Consider the following 17405-nt stretch of genomic DNA (forward strand, 5'->3'; position numbering starts at 1 on the left):
ATGACTGAACGCCTTTCTGCACGCGCTCCTGGCGCACACGTGGATCGTGATCGAGCATCGTAGCCTGAGGCGCAAACCACCGCACGGCCCTTTGCCCCCGGCCGGCCGCACGGCGCGCCTGGACCGGGCCCGGCGCAACGTAACAGCGCATTTTAAAAGAAATCACGCGCGGTCCAAGTTAGTTTTTTTGTAAGAATTCCCTTCGCGCGAAAGGAGTCTGTAGTTCCAGGCCGTCTTACGAGCGTTTTCCCGCGTGGCCGGAGTTATACACAGAAAATGTTGAAAGGCCTGTGGACAAGCCGCCCGCAAACGCTACAACTCATTGATGTCACGGGATTTTCATGTCGCGCCCGTTCCGCATCGGGGCAACTCGTCATATGATGGACTCGGCGCGTGCCAACACCCGCTCGCGCCACGGCGTCCGCCAAATGCACGCTTTGAACCGCCCATGCCAACAAGTATGCGAGCCGACTATGAACAAGCCCAGCGAACGCATCGTCGTATTCGTCACAACCGCGCAGAAACGCGCGATCACTTCCACCGCCGAGAATCTGGGGATTAGCGTCAGCGAGCTGATGCGCCGCGCGGTGTTGAGCTTCGGCGCAACCAGCGAGCAGGTGAAAGCGGCGAGCATCGTCGACCGGTTGCGCGCGCCGCGCGCGCCGGACGCGCTCGACGCCGCGCTGCAACGGGTCGCGCGCGGCACGCGGCATGCGCGCGCCGCATTGCCGCCGGCTTTGCAAACGCGCGGTGACAGCGCGACAGGGGCGTCCACGGATAACGCGGCGGGTTCCAATGCGCCGGCGCCGGCTGCGAACGTGTTGCCGGGTGCGCCAGCACGGCAAGCAGAGGCTGAACCCGCGCCGTTGTTGCCGGCAGGTCTGGCCGCCGCCCTCGCCGCTGGCATCGACGAGGAAGCCGCGGCAACCGCCGAAGCCGTCGCGCGCATGGCAGCGGCCGAAGCAGCTTCGGCGGAAGGATCCACGCCCCAGCAAACCGATCCGGAAGCGCAATTGCGCGGCGTGCTCAAACGCCCGCGCCTCGACACCCCACGCGACGACGACGATCCGCTCGGCGATCCCAGTACAAAAGGCGGCCGTTTCGCGTAGTGGGCACGTGCGCCGCATATCGCACGACGTGTGGCGACGCGTTGCATATCGTTACATCGGCGTCATTCAAAATGCGCGAGCTTTCGACATTGCAAGCTTGGCATTCACTGAGCGATTGGCAGCGGCTGTTGCGCATTGAAAATACCGTCGGCATAGGCGTCTTTAGTGTCGTTGAATGCATGGCTGCTGGACGTATTCAGCCCGACTCGCTTGCGGCGACAACGGACGCAAACACGGCGCACACGCACCGCGTCCATTCACGCCAGCGACACTTGCCGCGCGCAAAGTTGGCCAATTTGTCATCGCGCCCTTTAAGTCGGTTTTAAGAGAGCGCGTGGTGTAATATCCGCGAGCGACTGAATGACGCGCCGCGCGATTTAACCTTTGAGCTGTTTGTCACTCGATATTCGAATCGAACAATTTACGTCGCCGCTATTGCAATCGGCGCGCACGCCCCGAACTCCGGTCCGAACGTTGCGCAGCTTCGCGCGCAGCGGCGTAAAGTAGCAGTTGAATGCAGTTAAGCGCGCGGGATTATTCAGCGCCGTTTACATTCTTTGGAGGTTTTCATGTCGCTTTTTGACAGCATTTCGCGCACGCTTAAAGGTCTCCTGAACGACGCAGCCGATTCCGTGCAGGATCCGTCGCGCGACTCGCGCCAGATCGTGCGCGAACTCGACGAGAGCATCGCCAAAGCCGAGAACTCGCTGATCGAGATCCAGGCGCAAGTGGCCACGCAGCAAAGCAAGCGCGATGTTGCCGCGGACAAGGCGAAGAAATACGAAGACGGCGCGAAACGCGCGCTGCAATCCGGCGACGAAGCGCTCGCCCGCGAAGCCCTCGGCGCGCAAGCCACGGCCGAAGCCGAACGCGATGCGCTCGCGAAGGAACTGACAACGCTGGAGCCGTCGGTGGCGCAGCTCAAGAGTCAGATCGAAGACATGCGCACGCGTCGCAACGACCTGAACGCACGCTCGAACATTCTGCAAGCCAAGCAGCAGATCGCGCAGGCGAAAGACGTGGCAGCCACGGCATTGGGCGGCATCGGCGGCAAGAATCTGTCCGAAGATTTCCAGAAGCTCGAAGACAAGGTCGCGTTGTCGAATGCCCGTTCGGACGCACGCCTGAATTCGGCTGACGTGAAGAGCGGCAAGGCGCTCGAGGACAAGCTCGCGGATCTGAACCGCGGTCCGTCCGTCGAAGATCGTCTCGAAGCATTGAAGAAGCAGATCAATACGCCGGCCCAGTAATTGCGTCGGCAGCAGTACATACCGGCGGCCTTCGTGTGAGCCGCCGGAATCGACTGAAGGAGACGGGCGCAATGCGCCCGGTCCGTAAATGAAAAAATTTCTCGCAACCGCGTTTGCCTCACTGCTGTTCGTGTCGGCCGCGGCGTTCGCTGTGCCCACCGTTCAGCAGATCGAATCGGCCATGTCGCAAGGCAACTGGCAACAGGCCGACGCCGGTCTGAGCGAAGTGCTGCAGGCGCATCCGAACAATGCGCGCGCCCACTATCTGTACGCCCAGGTGCTCGATCGCGAAGGCCGTTCCGCCGACGCGCTCGCCCAGGTCCAGCAGGCCAAGACACTCGACCCGCAAATCCGCTTCACGGACCCGACCCGCTTCGCGCAAACCGAAGCGCGTATTCGCAAGGACGCGGAACGCGCAGGCGCCGCGGGTGGCAACACGACCAGCCGCGCGCCCAACCCGTTCGCGCAGCAGCAGACGGCGCCGTCTGTGCAGCAACAGTCGGCGATGGTCCCGCAAGCGCCGCAACGGCATGGTCCGGGCATGGGTATGTGGATCGGCATTCTCGTCCTCGTCGGCGTGATCGCTCTGGTGCTGCGCTGGACCTTGCGCCGCGCCCGCACGCAAGGCGATACGCGCGCCGACGACGAGCGTCGCGTGCAACTCAAGCGCGCCACGGAGATGCTCAATACCGTCCGTTCGCTGAAGCTCGATGTGAAGCTCTCCACCGTGCAAGGTCATGAGGCGCTGGAGAAGGAAGTCGAAGCGACTGAAGACCAGTTGCGCGGCCTCGTCGAAACACTGTCGGGCAGCAAGAATCCGCTGCCGCCGTATCAGCTCGACGAACTCGAGCAACGCCTCGGCAGCATGCGCGCGCGCCTCGAAGGCCGGCCCGATCCGTATGCCGCGCCGGCCGCCAGCTCGCAGCAGCAGTCGCCGTATGCGCAGGAAGCCGAACGTTTCGGCAATCCGCCGCAAGCGCCCTATCCGCAGCAAGGACCGTATCAGCAACAGCCGCCGGTTATCGTGCAGCAAGGCGGCGGTGGTTTCGGCGGCGGCATGGGTGGTCTGCTGACCGGTGTGCTGCTCGGCGAAGCGCTGAACTCCGGGCGTGAGCGCGTGGTGGAGCGCGACGTGGTCGTCGACGACGAAGCGCGCCGCCGTGGCAACGATGGCGGCAATGGCGGCGGCCTCGACTTCGGCCAGGGTTCGAACGACTGGAACGACAACGGCGGCGGTGTCGACCTGGGCAGCAGCGACGACTCCGGCAGTTGGAACGACAACACCTGAGCTTCGCTGCGCGGCTGAAATTGAATCAGCCGGACAAGCATGCGTCACGAAAACAGGCTCCATTACCGAGCCTGTTTCGTTATGGCGATTCGTTTTATGGCTTCACGCCTGTATCGGCGCCAACGCCCTTTCCGGCTCATGCTGCGCCATCAACACCGCCCCCGCGAACAGCCTGACGATGAAGCGCTCCGCATACGCGATCAGCGCATCGCGGCGCGCGTCGTCCGCGTCGATATAGTCAGCCGACAAATGAAAGAGTTGCAGCACGATCTGCGTGCAGACTTCGTCGACGGTTTCACGCGTAAGCGTCGGCATCAACTCCAGTTGCACCACGTCGTCGGCCATTTCCGCTGACACCTCGTGCAGGTTCGCGCGCACCGCCTCGCGCAATGCCCGCGATGTACCATGATATTCGGCCAGCGCGCTCAGAAACGCCTCGCGGTTTTCCAGCGCGAACGCAAAGAACGCGACGCAGGCGCGACGCGGCACGCTATGCGGTTCGTCGTGCGCGGCGAGCCAGCGCTCACGCCGCAGCATCGGCCGCAAACGGCGGCTCACGGATTCGACGGCTTCGCGCGCCAGATCGTCGAGCGTGTCGAAATGACGATAGAACGTATTGGGATTGAGCCCGGCCTCGCGCGCCAGTTCGCGCAAACCCAGGCTCGTGAAACTGCGGCCGCCCGCGGTCAGACGCAACGCGGCTTCGATCAGTTTGCGCTTGCCGGCCGGCAATTCCTGGCCCGCGGCAGCGCCGTGCTCCGCGGCGGCTGCCGCTTCCGGTACGGATGTCATGTGTTTTCAATCGATGCGCGCCTGGCGCGCTTAATAGCAGTACTCTAAACGATCTTGACGTCAGGTGCACAGTTGTCTACCCTGCGCGTTATGCTGCAGTAGACACATGTAGACGCCTGAAACTCGCCCCCTGCCGGAGACCGCCGTGACGCCTGCCTCATCCGCCCCACCTGCCGCGCCACGCATCGCGATTATCGGCAGCGGCTTTGCCGGCATCGGCATGGCGATTCGTCTGCTGCGAATGGGCATCACGTCGTTCACGATTTACGAGGCGGCTGGCGATATCGGCGGCACCTGGCGCGACAACACCTATCCCGGCGCGACCTGCGACGTGCCCTCGCATCTCTATTCGTTTTCGTTCGAGCCGAATCCCGCGTGGTCGCGCGCGTTCGGCGGCCAGGCGGAAATCTTCGCCTATCTGAAGCACTGCGTCCGCAAATATGGCGTGGAGCGTTACGTGCGCTGCAACGCGCGCGTGGCTGCGGCGCGTTTCGACGAAGCGCGCCAGGTTTGGCACGTCGAGATCGACGTGAACGGCGTGCACGAAACCATCGAGGCCGATGTGGTGATCGCCGCAAGCGGTCCGCTGTCCCGTCCGGCGATGCCGCGGATTGCCGGGCTCGAACGCTTCGAAGGCAAGCTGTTTCATTCGGCGCGCTGGGACCATGCGTATGCGCTCGAAGGCAAACGCGTCGCGGTGATCGGCACCGGCGCGAGCGCGGTCCAGTTCGTGCCGCAAATCCAGCCGCGCGTCGCGCAACTCGATCTGTTCCAGCGCACCGCGCCTTGGGTCATGCCCAAGCCCGACAAGCCGATCGACGCGCGTGCCCGCTGGCTGTTCCACCATCTGCCGTTCACGCAGCGCTTCGTGCGCAGCGCGATCTACTGGCAGCTCGAATCGCGCGCCATCGCGTTCGTGGTCAATCCGAAACTGATGAAGGTGCCGATGAAGTTCGGCCTGAGTTATCTCGAACGACGCGTCAAGGACCCTGCCCTGCGCGCCAAGCTCACGCCGAACTATAGGTTCGGCTGCAAGCGCGTGCTGCTCTCGAGCGACTACTATCCCGCGCTTAGCCAGCCGAACGTCGACGTGGTGACGAGCGGCATCCGCGAGATCGTCGCCGACGGCATCGTGACCGAAGACGGCGTGCATCACCCCGCCGACGCGATCATTTGCGGCACGGGCTTTCAGGTCAACGACGTCGGCGCGCCGTTCGACGTGACCGGCGTCGACGGCGCGGATCTCAGCGCCCTGTGGCTGCGCGACGGGCCGGAAGCCTACCTCGGCGTCAGCGTGGCGAACTTCCCGAACTTCTTCATGCTCGTCGGCCCGAATACCGGGCTCGGCCACAACTCGCTGCTCTACATGATCGAGTCGCAGGTGCAGTACATCGCCGATTGCCTGCGCGTACTGCGTCGCCGCAACGCACGCACGATGAATCTGCGGCCCGACGTGCAACGCGAATTCAACGCGCGTTTGCAGAAGGATATGCAGCACTCCGTGTGGGCGAGCGGATGTCGTAGCTGGTATCAGACCCGCAGCGGCAAGGTCACCGCCTTGTGGCCCGGCTTCACCTTCAGCTTTCGCAAACGGACGCGGCGTGTGCGTCCGCACGACTATCGCTTCGCGCCTTGAGGCCATGCGCTGCGGCTGATGGACTGAGAGAGCGAGACGCCGCCAATGCAATCCGATTCGCGGCCAGGCGAACCACAAAATCGAACTGCACGGGAGACAACAAAACATGGCAAGTATCGACTCCGGCACGCCCGCCTCGACATCCCCGCTGCCGCCGCGCTCGCTCACCGCGCGCCTCGGCATCACCAGCGTGCCGCGCGACGAATTGCGCCGGCGCTACACGCAAAGCGGCTCCAGATTCGTGAAGATCATGGGCGCCGACGTGCATTACGTCGACGAAGGCAGCGGCGAACTCATCGTGATGATTCACGGCTTCGCGTCTTCGTTGCACACGTGGAATCGCGTCGCCGATGAACTCAGGCGCGAGTATCGCGTGATCCGCCTCGACCTGCCGCCGTTCGGCGTGACAGGACCGCTGCGCTCCGGCAGCGGTGAAATCGAAACGATGAATCTGCCCACCTATCGGCGTTTCATCGACACGTTCCTGCAGGCACTCGGCATCTCGCGCGCGACCTTCATCGGCAATTCGCTCGGCGGGCTGATTGCATGGGACTATGCGGTGCGTCATCGCGAAGCCGTTGAACGGCTCGTGCTGATCGACTCGGCCGGCTTTCCGATGAAACTGCCGATTTACATCGCCCTGTTCAACAGCGCGCTGGTGCGGGTCAGTTCGCCGTGGTTGCTGCCTGAAGTCATCGTCAAGAGCGCGGTGCGCAACGTCTATGGCGATCCGCGCAAGATCGACGCGGTGACGCTGCGGCGTTACGTCGAGTTCTTCCACGGTGAAGACACGCGCACCGCGATCGGCAAGATGGTGCCCACGCTCGACTTCAAGGACGTCGACACCGACGTGCTGAAGACACTCGATGTGCCGACGCTAGTGCTGTGGGGTGCGAAGGATCGCTGGATTCCGACTGCGCACGCAGCCGAATTTGCAAGGCGCATTCCGGGTGCGAAGTCGGTCATGTATCCGGGGCTCGGCCATATTCCGATGGAAGAAGCGCCCGAGCGCGTGATGGCCGATCTGCGCGCGTTTCTCGGCACGCGCGGCGCGGGTGTTTCAGTTGACGAAGGCACCCGTCGCGCGCCGGCCTGACCTGGCTGCTTTCTTCCTGTTGTTCCAATCATTCGATCGATGCTTCGCGCGTGCACGTCGCGCGCGGATCTCGCACGCCCTTCCCTCGCGCCGCGTCGACGCGCTCAGCCGCCGCCCAGCAAACGCAACAGTCCCCAGAGAAATTTGCAGAGCATGACGATCAGCTGCCACAGGTGATAGAGCTGTTGCCAGCCCGAAACGCGCGCGAAGGAGTCGATCATCGGTTGCCGGTAAGAAACGGAAAGGTCTGCGGGTAAGGCTGTGGATCACAGTTTGACCGCACATCATAACGACTGCGGGATACCCCGTATCAAGTCGCTTGAAAGTCCGCCGTAAACGCATCGAGAAGACGCAGCATCCGTTCAGGGTGGTTGCGCCAACTGAATGCGCCGAGCGCACTATCAGCAAACTGTTGCATGGGACCAGAGTAAGTGCTTTGCATGGGACCGGAGTAACGCGCAAAGCGCGAACTCCGGCCGACAGCTAAAGCGCCAACTCTGGTCGACAATGGAGACCACCATGACGCGTTTCAGCTTTCGCCGGGCGGCCCGTTCGCACACGGTCGTCGGCGATATTGCCGCGCAAGCCGGCAAACTGGGTATCGAGATCTGCGACGTATCGGGACACGTCGAGGAAGTGGCCGCGCGCGTGCAACGTCAGGCGCAAGTATGCCGCGCGCTGCGCGAATCGGCTGCGCAGACGCTCGCCGGCAATCATCGCATTGCCGCTGCCGCGCGGAAAATGAGCCACGTATCCACTGAAGCCGCGACCGGCGTGCAGGAATCGCAGCAGACGCTCGAAGCGTCGCTGGCCGACATCCACGGACTCGTGGAAGGCGTGACGGTCATCGAAAGCCAGATCGGCGCACTGCGCAGCGCGTTGGCGCACGTAAGCCGCGTCTCCGAGGAGATTTCGCTGATCGCGCGTCAGACTCATCTGCTGGCGCTGAATGCCGCGATCGAAGCCGCGCGCGCCGGCGACTCCGGCAAGAGTTTCGCGGTGGTCGCGGCCGAGGTGAAGAACCTCTCCGCGAAAACCGCGCAAGCCACCGGGCAGATCGAGACGACGCTGGCGCAGCTCACGCAACAGACCGAGCAGTTGATCAGCGAAGGTTCCGTGAACACCGCGCGGGCCCACCGGGTGCGCGAAGGCACGCGCAAGATCGGCGACGTCGTGCATGCAACTGGCGATGCGATCGCGCATCTGAACGACGAGGCGGGACAGATCGCCGTGCTGACCGGCGAGATCGAATCGCAGTGCGGCGGACTCGAGGCGCAGGTGCTGGAAATGGCGAGCGGCGTCGAGGATTCGAGCGAAAACTTCGTGCAGGCGAAAGACCGTTTGGGGAATCTGCTCGGTGTGTCCGAAACCCTGATCGAGCTGACCGCCGCGACCGGTGTGGAAACGGCGGATACGCGTTTCATCGAGGCCGTGCAGCAGGCGGCAGCCGCCGTGAGCAAGGCATTCGAAACGGCCGTGGCGCGTGGTGAAGTGTCGCTTGAGGATCTGTTCGATCAGCACTATGTGCCGGTGGCTGGAAGTAACCCCCCGCAGTTTTTGACGCGGTTTACTGCGTTGACCGACCGAGTGTTGCCGGCTATTCAGGAGCCTTTGCTTGATCTCGATCCGCGAGTAGCGTTTTGTGCGGCTGTCGATTTGCGGGGTTATTTGCCGACGCATAATCTGAAGTTCTCTTTGCCGCAGCGTGATGATGATGTGGTCTGGAATACGGCGAATTGCCGGAACCGGCGGATGTTCGATGACCGGACCGGGATTGCTGCGGCTTCACATACCAAGCGGTTTTTGCTGCAGACGTATCGGCGGGATATGGGGGGTGGAGAGTTTGTGTTGATGAAGGATGCGTCGGCGCCTGTTTTTGTTAACGGGCGGCATTGGGGTGGGGTTCGGGTTGGGTATAAGGTTTAAGTTTTTTTGGTTTTGTTCCGGTTTGTTTCTTATTGTGTTGGCCTTCGGACAAAGTTGCACTGTTCGCATTCCGCATCAAACAACGCGATCTGCAACTGACCTCACACGTATCGGAGAGTGACATCGAGCGGAAGGTCTGCTTGATGATGCCTGGTGATCCTACTCGTACGCCATCGTGAAAGTCGCCAGACCTCGCACCGTGCCGGGGGTCAGCGCGTCGTCCGTACGGACGTACTGAACGGTCAGCGGAATCGTCATCGAACTGCCTGACGCAGTGCCGGCAAACCATTGATTCTGATTGCCCGCCGATGCGGAGTCTGGGCCATAGGCGATAGTCGTTGATCCATTCAGCAGCTGCAGGCCGACGCCCGCCGCGGTAGAGTCTGGCGCAAGGCTCAGCGTGGTGAAACGATTTGAGATATTGGACGCATCGGTGAGCGTTACGCTGACGGCGGTGCCTTGGTCGCAATTGTTTAGTGCGATATTGAATGGCGTGGCTGTTTTCTGACCAGATGCTTTGCACGAGGTTGTCGAATCGCGCGCATCGCAGGTTAGAAAAAAGGAGGGTTTCCCCCAACGTTGCCCCCGTGCGGGGCAACGCTAATAGACCGACATGAATTGAAGGAAGGCCAACACCACAAGACCAACCCCAATAACAAGCCAAAAAATTCAAACCGCCATCACCGCCCGCTTCCTCTCCGCCCGCTGCATAAAATAATTAGCGACCACAACCCCAACCGTGACCACCGCAATAAACAAAGTAGCCAAAGCATTCATCTCCGGATTCAACCCCAACCGCACGCGGGAAAAAACCACCAGCGGCAAAGTAGTCGACCCAGGCCCCGACAAAAACGCCGACAACACCAGATCATCAATCGACAGAGTAAACGACAGCAACCACCCGGAAACGAGCGCTTGAGAAATCAACGGCAACGTAATAAAGAAAAACACCCGCAACGGCGTAGCCCCAAGATCCAGCGCCGCCTCTTCAAGCGAAGGATGCAACTCCTTCACCCGCGACTGCACGATGATCGCCACATAAGAAATACACAGCATCACATGCCCGATCCAGATCGTGAAAATGCCACGCCCGGCGGGCCACCCCAACCACTTGGCCATTTCGATGAACAGCAGCAGCAGCGAAATCCCCTGAATCACCTCGGGAATCACCAACGGCGCATTGATCATCCCCGTATACAACGTGAAGCCGCGAAACCGCCCCATCCGCGCGAGCACGAAGCCGGCCCACGTGCCGATGATCACCGACGCAAACGCCGTCAACAACGCCACCCGCAACGACAACCACGCCGCCGCGATCAGCTCGTCATCCTGCAACAACGCCGCATACCAGCGCGTAGAAAACCGCGTCCACACCGTGACCAGTTGCGATTCGTTGAACGAATACACAATCAGACTGACGATCGGTATATAAAGAAACAGAAACCCGATCCCCAGGGCAATCAACTGCAAAATCCGGTTCGGCTTCATCAGCGCCTTTCCTCCATCGCCTTCGCCTGCGCGTACTGGAAAAACGCCATCGGCACCAATAACAACAGCACCATTGCACACGTCACAGCAGACGCCATCGGCCAATCGGCATTGTCGAAGAACTCATTCCACATTACGCGGCCAATCATCAACGTGTTCGCGCCACCGAGCAATTCGGGAATCACGTACTCGCCCACCGCCGGAATGAACACCAGCAGACAACCGGCGATAATGCCGTTCTTCGAGAGCGGCAAGGTGATCTGCCAGAACGCCTTCCACGGTTTCGCGCCAAGATCGTAGGCGGCTTCCAGCAGCGTCATGTCCATCTTCACCAGATGCGCGTACAACGGCATGACGAGGAACGGCAAATACGAATAGACCATACCGATATAGACGGCGGTATTCGTGTGATACAGCTCGATCGGCGTGTGAATCAGCCCGATCGACATCAGGAAGTTATTCAGCAAGCCGTTGTTCTTCAGAATCCCGATCCACGCATACACGCGAATCAGAAACGACGTCCAGAACGGCAGCATCACGGCCATCATCAGCAGATTGCGGCTGGCCGGATTCGATCGCGCGATGTAATACGCCATCGGATAGCCGATCAGCAAACAAAACAGCGTCGAGATCGCGGCGACCACCACGGAATTCACGTAGGTCGCGAAATAGAGGCTGTCGGTCAGCAGAAACGCGTAATGTGACAGGTCGAGCGTGATGTGAATCGCGCCGTCCGCGAATTTGGTCAACTCCGTGTAGGGCGGAATGCCGAGCTGCAAATCGGCAAAGCTGATCTTGACGACCAGCAGGAACGGCACGAGGAAGAACAGCAGCAGCCAGATGAACGGACCGGCCACCACCGCGGTGCGGCCGGTCAGATTGAAACGCCGCACCGGCCACGTGGCGAAAGAATTGAACGAGCGCTTCATGACGTCAGCACCACGCCGGCCGATGCGCTCCAGCGCACGTACACTTCATCGCCCCACGTAGGCGGATCGATCTCGGTCAGCGCGAGGCTCGTGACGTTGGCGATCACGGTTTTGCCGGCGTCGAGTTTCACGTGATAGAGCGAATAGCCACCCATGTACGCGATATTCGTGACAACGCCCTTGCCCCAGTTGTACGCGCCCTCAGGCGGTTTGCGCGTGAGCGCGATACGCTCGGGGCGCACCGAAATCGTCACCGGCATGCCGAGCGGACCGGTGATGCCGTGGCTCACATACAAACGGCACGGCAGGTCGGGCGTTTCGATGAACACATGATCGGGCTCGTCTTCGACGGTATGCCCTTCGAACAGATTCGTCGAGCCGATGAACTCGGCCGAGAAACGGCTATTCGGATACTCGTACACTTCGTGCGGCGTGCCGAGTTGAACGATCTCGCCTTCGCTCATCACGGCAAGGCGGTTCGCCATGGTCATCGCCTCTTCCTGATCGTGCGTCACCATCATGCAGGTCACGCCGACCTTGTCGAGAATGTTGACCAGTTCGATCTGGGTGCGCTGACGAATCTGCTTGTCGAGCGCGGACATCGGCTCGTCGAGCAGCAGCAGCTTGGGCCGCTTGACCAGCGAACGCGCGAGCGCCACGCGCTGCTGCTGGCCGCCCGAGAGCTGATTCGGCTTACGCTTCGCGAAGCGGCCCATCTGCACGAGTTCGAGCACGGTCTGCACGCGATCCTTCAGTTCGGCCTTCGGCACACCTTCCTGCTTCAGACCAAAGGCGACATTTCCCTCCACCGTCATGTGCGGAAACAGCGCGTACGACTGGAACATCATGTTGACCGGCCGGCGGTACGGCGGCAATTGCGCGAGGTCTTCACCGTCGATCAGGATCTTGCCCGAGGTCACGCTTTCGAGTCCGGCCATCATGCGCAACAAAGTGGACTTACCGCAGCCGGAACTGCCGAGCAGCGCGAACAACTCGCCCTTCTTTACCGACAGGTTGACCCCTTTGACCGCCACGGTCTCGCCGAACTTCTTCACGACATCGACGACCTGGACGAAGTTCTCCGTGGCGTCGTCTGTAACGGCGTTCAGGCTCGGGGACGGCGCGACGGCCCCTGCCAGCGCGCCCGACTGGTCACTACTCATCACAATGCTTTACTCCGGCGTTTGACGAACAAAGCCCCCGGTGAACACCGAGGGCTTCATGATGATGCTTACCCGTTCACTCTGGCCGCGGGTCAGCGGCCGGACTTGAATTCAGTCCACAGCCGCGTTTGCAGCCGCTGGATTTCCGGCGGCAACGGCTTCAGCAGGAACAGGGTCTTGATGACGTCAGGCGGCGGATACACGGCCGGATCGTTCGCCACGTCCTTGTCCACGTACTTGCGCGCTTCGAGGTTGGCGCTCGGGTAGTAGACGGCGTTGGTGATCGCGGCGTGAACCTGCGGCGTTTCGATGTAGTTGATCCACTCGAGCGCGGCTTCCTTGTTCTTCGCGTCCTTCGGAATCGCCATCACGTCGAACCACACCGGCGCGCCGCCCTTCGGAATGTAATACTCGACCTTGTAAGACTTCTTCGCTTCGACCGCGCGATGCTTGGCAATCACGACGTCGCCCGACCAGCCGTACGCGAAACACACGTCGCCGCCGACCAGGTCGTTGATATAGCCCGACGAGTTGAACTGCGTGATGTACGGGCGGATCTTCTTCATCATCTCGAGCGCGGCGCGGTAGTCGGCCGGGTTCGTGCTCATCGGATCCTTGCCGATGTAGTGCAGCGCGGCGGCGAACATCTGGTCCGGCGCGTCGAGCACGGAGACGCCGCAAGCCTTCAGCTTCGAAATGTTTTCCGGCTTGAAGAGGACGTCCCAGCTATCGAGCGGCACGTTCTTACCGAGAATCTGCTGCGCCTTGGTGACGTTGTAGCCAAGGCCGGTGGTGCCGTATGCCCAGGGCACCGTGAACTTGTTGCCCGGATCGGCCCCGGCGACGAGCGCCATCAGCGAAGGATCAAGGTACTTCAGATTCGGCAGCTTGGATTTGTCGAGCGGCGCGAAGATACCGGCGGCGATCTGCTTGCCGGCGTAGTTGCTGGTCGGCACGACGATGTCGTAGCCGGAATTGCCGGTGAGGAGCTTGGCTTGCAGCGTGTCGTCGCTGTCGTAGTTGTCGTATTTGACCTGGACGCCGGTCTGCCTGGTGAAGTTCGGGATGGTGTCCTTGGCGATGTAATCGGACCAGTTATACACGTTGAGCTGCGTGTCTTTCGCAGCAGCCGTCAACCACGGCGTCGCGCACAAGACCAGCGCCGCCACCTGCCCCACTACCCGTCTTTTCATTCCGTTCTCCAATCCTGACCGGCCCGTTGCCGACCGTCCCCACCTACGCCGCGGCACTGCGCCCGCGGCTCCCCTGAAAAACCCGAAAAGTACCATCAATTATTGCGCGCTCCAAAAAAATTGCCAGGCTGTCGCGCAAACGGTACAGCGCAAGCCGCACCGCTGGAAAATTGGCCGCAATTTTAGCGGGTTATGCGCGCGTGTCTACCCGAAAAAAACACCCTTAACGGCCGCGCCGTTATCTTGTTGTCAAGTTGACGCCGTGTAGGGCGCGCCTCGCTCGCGCAAACGGTGGTGACCGATGGCCGCATGGCGTGACTTTTATGCCGGACGGCTAAGGTCGAAGCGCACTCAAGCCGCGAAGCGTTCGACAGTGCACAATAGCTCTCGAAGGCTCTCGAAGGCCGAACGACAGCGCGCCGCAAATCGCGTTATCGCTTCCTGGCCTCGACGCGCCGCCCGCCGCACACGCAGCGGGCACGTGGCTTGCAAGAGGATGCAGTCTTGAACCTCAGGCATCGATGAACACGAATCCGTTCGCATTGCGTCCCAACCGCCGCCGGCGTCTGCCGGGCGATGGGCCGGCACGTCCGCCGCACTGGTTCTCGTTCGTCGGCGCGGGCGCGTTGATCGCGGTCGGCTATATCGATCCGGGCAACTGGGCGACCGCGCTCGGCGCCGGCGCCGGCTACGGCTATCGCCTCCTCGGAATGGTGCTGCTGTCGAGCCTGATGGCAATGCTGCTGCAATGGCTGTCGTCGCGCCTGGGCGTCGTGACCGGGCGCGATCTCGCGCAGGTCTGCCGCGAACGCACGGGCCGCCGCGGCACCCTCTTCCTGTGGCTGACCAGCGAGGTTGCGATCATCGCGTGCGATGTCGCCGAGGTGGTCGGCAGCGCCGTCGCATTGCAAATGCTACTTGGCGTGTCGCTCACGGTCGGGGTGCTGATGTCGGCGGTCTGCACCTTCGCGCTGCTCGCGCTCCAGCAGAAAGGCGGCCGCAAACTGGAAGCGGTGATCGCGGCGCTGATCGGCTTCGTCGGCCTGTGCTTCGTGGTCCAGCTTGCACTGGCGCGCCCGGACTGGCACGCGGCGCTCGCCGGCAGCGTGCCGAGCGTCGAGTTGCTGCGCAATGCGGGCATGGTGTGGCTCGCGGCGGGCATCGTCGGCGCGACGGTGATGCCGCACAACCTCTATCTGCACTCGGCGCTCGTCAAGCATCACGCGCCGGACGGCAGCGACGCGCAGATCAAGGTCGCGCTGCACGTCGTCAATCTGGATACCTTTGGCTCGCTTTCGTTTGCTTTCGTGATCAATGCGGCGCTGCTGATCGTGGCCGCCGCCGTGTTCTATGTGAGCAGCCATCGAGACGTGACCGATCTCGCGGATGCCCACCGCCTGATCGCGCCGCTCGTCGGCACGCATTGGGCCGGCATCCTGTTCGCGGCGGCGCTGCTCGCCTGCGGACTGAGCGCGACCGTCACCGGCACGCTGGCCGGCCAGGCGGTCATGGAAGGCTTTCTGCGCATCCGGCTGCCGCGCTGGAAGCGCGCCCTGCTGACCCGCGGGCTGGCGATCGGACCGGCGCTCTTCGCGGTCGCGCTATTCGGCCAGCACGGTTCCAATCAGTTGCTGGTGGCAAGCCAGGTGGTGCTGAGCCTGCAATTGCCGCTCGCGGTCGTGCCGTTGATCCGCTTCACGTCGGACGCGGCGCTAATGCGCGGCTGGCGCGTGCGCGGCGCGCCGCTCGTGCTCGCGTGGCTGTCCGCCGCGTTCATCATCATGCTCAACGGCGCATTGTTGTGGCAACTGACGTTCGGCAGCTGAAAGACCGTTTCTCGACCAGGCTGTCAATGAAGTGACTTTGTAAGTATTCTCTGAGTATCTCGCCATGACCGGCGACGCTGCCCGCTGCTGCGGCGCGCCGGCCGTGCGGCCTGTTTCCATCTCGGCTGCCGGGTTTCTTGCGGCAGCCGTTTTTGTGCCCATTTTTTGCGCCCTTCAGCGCTTCCGCGCGATCGGTCCGGTGTGCCTTGCACGTGTCGTCTTTCGATGGCTGCCGCGTCCGTTTCGCTCGCTGCCCTTGCTCCAGGACGACAGCCCCATGCGCTTTGACGCCTCGATCGACCGCCTTGCCCGCAACGCCTTCCCTCAGTTTCGTCAACTCATGGCGCGCTTCTCCCGCGTCACGCTGCTCGCCACGCTCGTCGTCTGCGCTGTGCTGTCCGGCGAGGCGCGCGCAACGGTCGCGATGCTGCAACCCGCTCGCGTGGCCGCGGCCAACGAGCCGTTGCAGATCACGCTGCTCTACTCCGCCGACGACGCCAAGCCCCTGACCATCACCGTCCCGCCGACCATTCACGTGACGCTGAGCGCCGGCGAAGTGTCACCACAGCCGCTCGATTTGCAGCGCGAAGCGGGCGTGCCGGACACGTTGCATCTGCGCTCGGGACAATTCCGCAAAGTGCGTTTCTCGGCGCCCTGGCCGCAGTCGGCGCGTGGCGAGGTGCGCATCGACCCGGTGGGTTTCGATGCGTCGCCGGCGCTCGTCGCGATCAATCGCGGACCGCAGCAGGACGCGATTGCCGAGGCGGAACGCGCGGAAACCCAGGCGACCACACCCGCTGAAGCCGCGGCGACGGCAGCCGTGGTAGGCGGCCCGACCGGCGACGCGATCTCGCCGCCCGGCGACTCGCTCGCGACCACGGGACGCGGTGTGCTCTCGCACCTCTCCTATTACGATCCGATGTACATCGCCTTCGGTCACAACGGCGACACGAACGCGCGGCTGCAGTTGAGCTTCAAATACCGCATCCTGATACCGGACGATTTGCGCTCCAAGGCCTTCCTCGACAACCTGTACTTCGCGTACACGCAAACTTCGATCTGGGATCTGTCCGCCGATTCGCGCCCGTTCCGCGACACGACCTACTCGCCGCAATTGTTCTACTACGTGCCGGATACCGGCTGGCAGAGCCCGTTCTTCACTCGCATGGGTTTTGCGGCGGGCGTCGCGCACGAATCGAATGGCAAGGCCGGAGCGGACTCGCGCAGCATCAACATGCCATTCATCCGGCCGACCTGGGAATTCGGCGATCTGACGGCCAACCACCTGAGCGTGTCGCCGAAGATCTATTACTACCTCGGCACGAGCAGCAACCCCGATATCGCCGACTATCGCGGCTACGTCGACTTGTTGGTCAAATACGGCAGTCCGGACGGCTGGCAACTGGCGACCACGCTGCGCAAAGGCACCAAGCACTGGTACGGCAGCGTGGATACGCAATTCACCTATCCGCTCGCCAAACTGCTGGGCAGCGCGTGGGGCGGCTATCTCTGGGTGGGCTATTTCAACGGCTACGGCGAGGACCTGCTCGACTACAACAACCGTCAGCACTGGATGGCGCGGATCGGCTACAGCATCGCGCGCTGACACGAGCGGGCGCTACCGTGTGTCGAAGCATGCGGCAAAACGTGCGGCGGATGCTGCCAACCGTGCGCGAACCGCGGCCATGCCGGTCGCGTATGGCGAGGCG

At 62.3% G+C, this 17405-nt stretch carries 13 protein-coding genes and 1 pseudogene; 8 read left to right on the forward strand and 6 right to left on the reverse strand.

Annotation, left to right across the window (positions count from 1 at the left end):
• The first annotated feature begins 473 nt into the window (after nucleotides 1-473).
• The 3 genes from P0D80_RS25565 to P0D80_RS25575 all read left to right on the forward strand — a co-directional run bounded on the left by P0D80_RS25565 (nucleotide 474) and on the right by P0D80_RS25575 (nucleotide 3647).
• Nucleotides 474-1109: a hypothetical protein gene (locus P0D80_RS25565; protein WP_408287405.1), complete on the forward strand. Its 636-nt coding sequence runs from the start codon at nucleotides 474-476 to the stop codon at nucleotides 1107-1109.
• Between the two features lie 569 nt (nucleotides 1110-1678).
• Nucleotides 1679-2359 (forward strand): PspA/IM30 family protein, encoded by a 681-nt coding sequence (locus tag P0D80_RS25570; protein ID WP_132374200.1) that lies wholly within the window; start codon nucleotides 1679-1681, stop codon nucleotides 2357-2359.
• Between the two features lie 88 nt (nucleotides 2360-2447).
• On the forward strand, nucleotides 2448-3647 hold the full coding sequence (locus P0D80_RS25575) for a tetratricopeptide repeat protein (protein ID WP_132374199.1): 1200 nt from the start codon (nucleotides 2448-2450) through the stop codon (nucleotides 3645-3647).
• 102 nt (nucleotides 3648-3749) lie between these two features.
• Here the strand turns inward: P0D80_RS25575 and P0D80_RS25580 are convergent, their stop codons facing one another.
• The gene (locus P0D80_RS25580) at nucleotides 3750-4439 is read right to left on the reverse strand and encodes a TetR family transcriptional regulator (protein ID WP_408287414.1); all 690 of its coding nucleotides are present in this window, start codon (nucleotides 4437-4439) and stop codon (nucleotides 3750-3752) included.
• Between the two features lie 145 nt (nucleotides 4440-4584).
• Between P0D80_RS25580 and P0D80_RS25585 the strand changes: the two genes are divergently transcribed.
• The 3 genes from P0D80_RS25585 to P0D80_RS25595 all read left to right on the forward strand — a co-directional run bounded on the left by P0D80_RS25585 (nucleotide 4585) and on the right by P0D80_RS25595 (nucleotide 9097).
• Nucleotides 4585-6075 (forward strand): flavin-containing monooxygenase, encoded by a 1491-nt coding sequence (locus P0D80_RS25585; RefSeq protein WP_408287417.1) that lies wholly within the window; start codon nucleotides 4585-4587, stop codon nucleotides 6073-6075.
• A gap of 106 nt (nucleotides 6076-6181) precedes the next feature.
• Nucleotides 6182-7171: an alpha/beta fold hydrolase gene (locus tag P0D80_RS25590; protein ID WP_408287420.1), complete on the forward strand. Its 990-nt coding sequence runs from the start codon at nucleotides 6182-6184 to the stop codon at nucleotides 7169-7171.
• 519 nt (nucleotides 7172-7690) lie between these two features.
• Entirely contained in the window at nucleotides 7691-9097 is a 1407-nt protein-coding gene (locus tag P0D80_RS25595; protein WP_408287423.1) for a methyl-accepting chemotaxis protein, read from the forward strand.
• Between the two features lie 159 nt (nucleotides 9098-9256).
• Here P0D80_RS25595 and P0D80_RS25600 read toward each other — a convergent pair.
• The 5 genes and pseudogenes from P0D80_RS25600 to P0D80_RS25620 all read right to left on the reverse strand — a co-directional run.
• Nucleotides 9257-9592, reverse strand: a pseudogene (locus P0D80_RS25600) (fimbrial protein); the annotation flags it as partial.
• 174 nt (nucleotides 9593-9766) lie between these two features.
• The gene (locus P0D80_RS25605; protein ID WP_132374193.1) at nucleotides 9767-10585 is read right to left on the reverse strand and encodes an ABC transporter permease subunit; all 819 of its coding nucleotides are present in this window, start codon (nucleotides 10583-10585) and stop codon (nucleotides 9767-9769) included.
• Nucleotides 10585-11514, reverse strand: a complete 930-nt coding sequence (locus tag P0D80_RS25610; RefSeq protein ID WP_408176150.1) for an ABC transporter permease subunit — start codon at nucleotides 11512-11514, stop codon at nucleotides 10585-10587. Before P0D80_RS25610 ends, P0D80_RS25605 begins: the two co-directional genes overlap by 1 nt.
• A complete protein-coding gene (locus tag P0D80_RS25615) occupies nucleotides 11511-12677 on the reverse strand; it encodes an ABC transporter ATP-binding protein (protein ID WP_165923829.1) in 1167 nt (388 codons plus the stop codon). Before P0D80_RS25615 ends, P0D80_RS25610 begins: the two co-directional genes overlap by 4 nt.
• 92 nt (nucleotides 12678-12769) lie before the next feature.
• Nucleotides 12770-13870: a polyamine ABC transporter substrate-binding protein gene (locus tag P0D80_RS25620; RefSeq protein ID WP_132374191.1), complete on the reverse strand. Its 1101-nt coding sequence runs from the start codon at nucleotides 13868-13870 to the stop codon at nucleotides 12770-12772.
• A gap of 521 nt (nucleotides 13871-14391) precedes the next feature.
• Between P0D80_RS25620 and P0D80_RS25625 the strand changes: the two genes are divergently transcribed.
• The gene (locus tag P0D80_RS25625; RefSeq protein WP_408287428.1) at nucleotides 14392-15696 is read left to right on the forward strand and encodes an Nramp family divalent metal transporter; all 1305 of its coding nucleotides are present in this window, start codon (nucleotides 14392-14394) and stop codon (nucleotides 15694-15696) included.
• 277 nt (nucleotides 15697-15973) lie between these two features.
• Complete coding sequence (locus P0D80_RS25630; protein ID WP_408287431.1) at nucleotides 15974-17302, forward strand: phospholipase A; 1329 nt, start codon at nucleotides 15974-15976, stop codon at nucleotides 17300-17302.
• The last annotated feature ends 103 nt before the right edge of the window (nucleotides 17303-17405 follow it).

Source organism: Paraburkholderia sp. RL17-373-BIF-A (assembly GCF_046030175.1).
Lineage (GTDB): Bacteria > Pseudomonadota > Gammaproteobacteria > Burkholderiales > Burkholderiaceae > Paraburkholderia.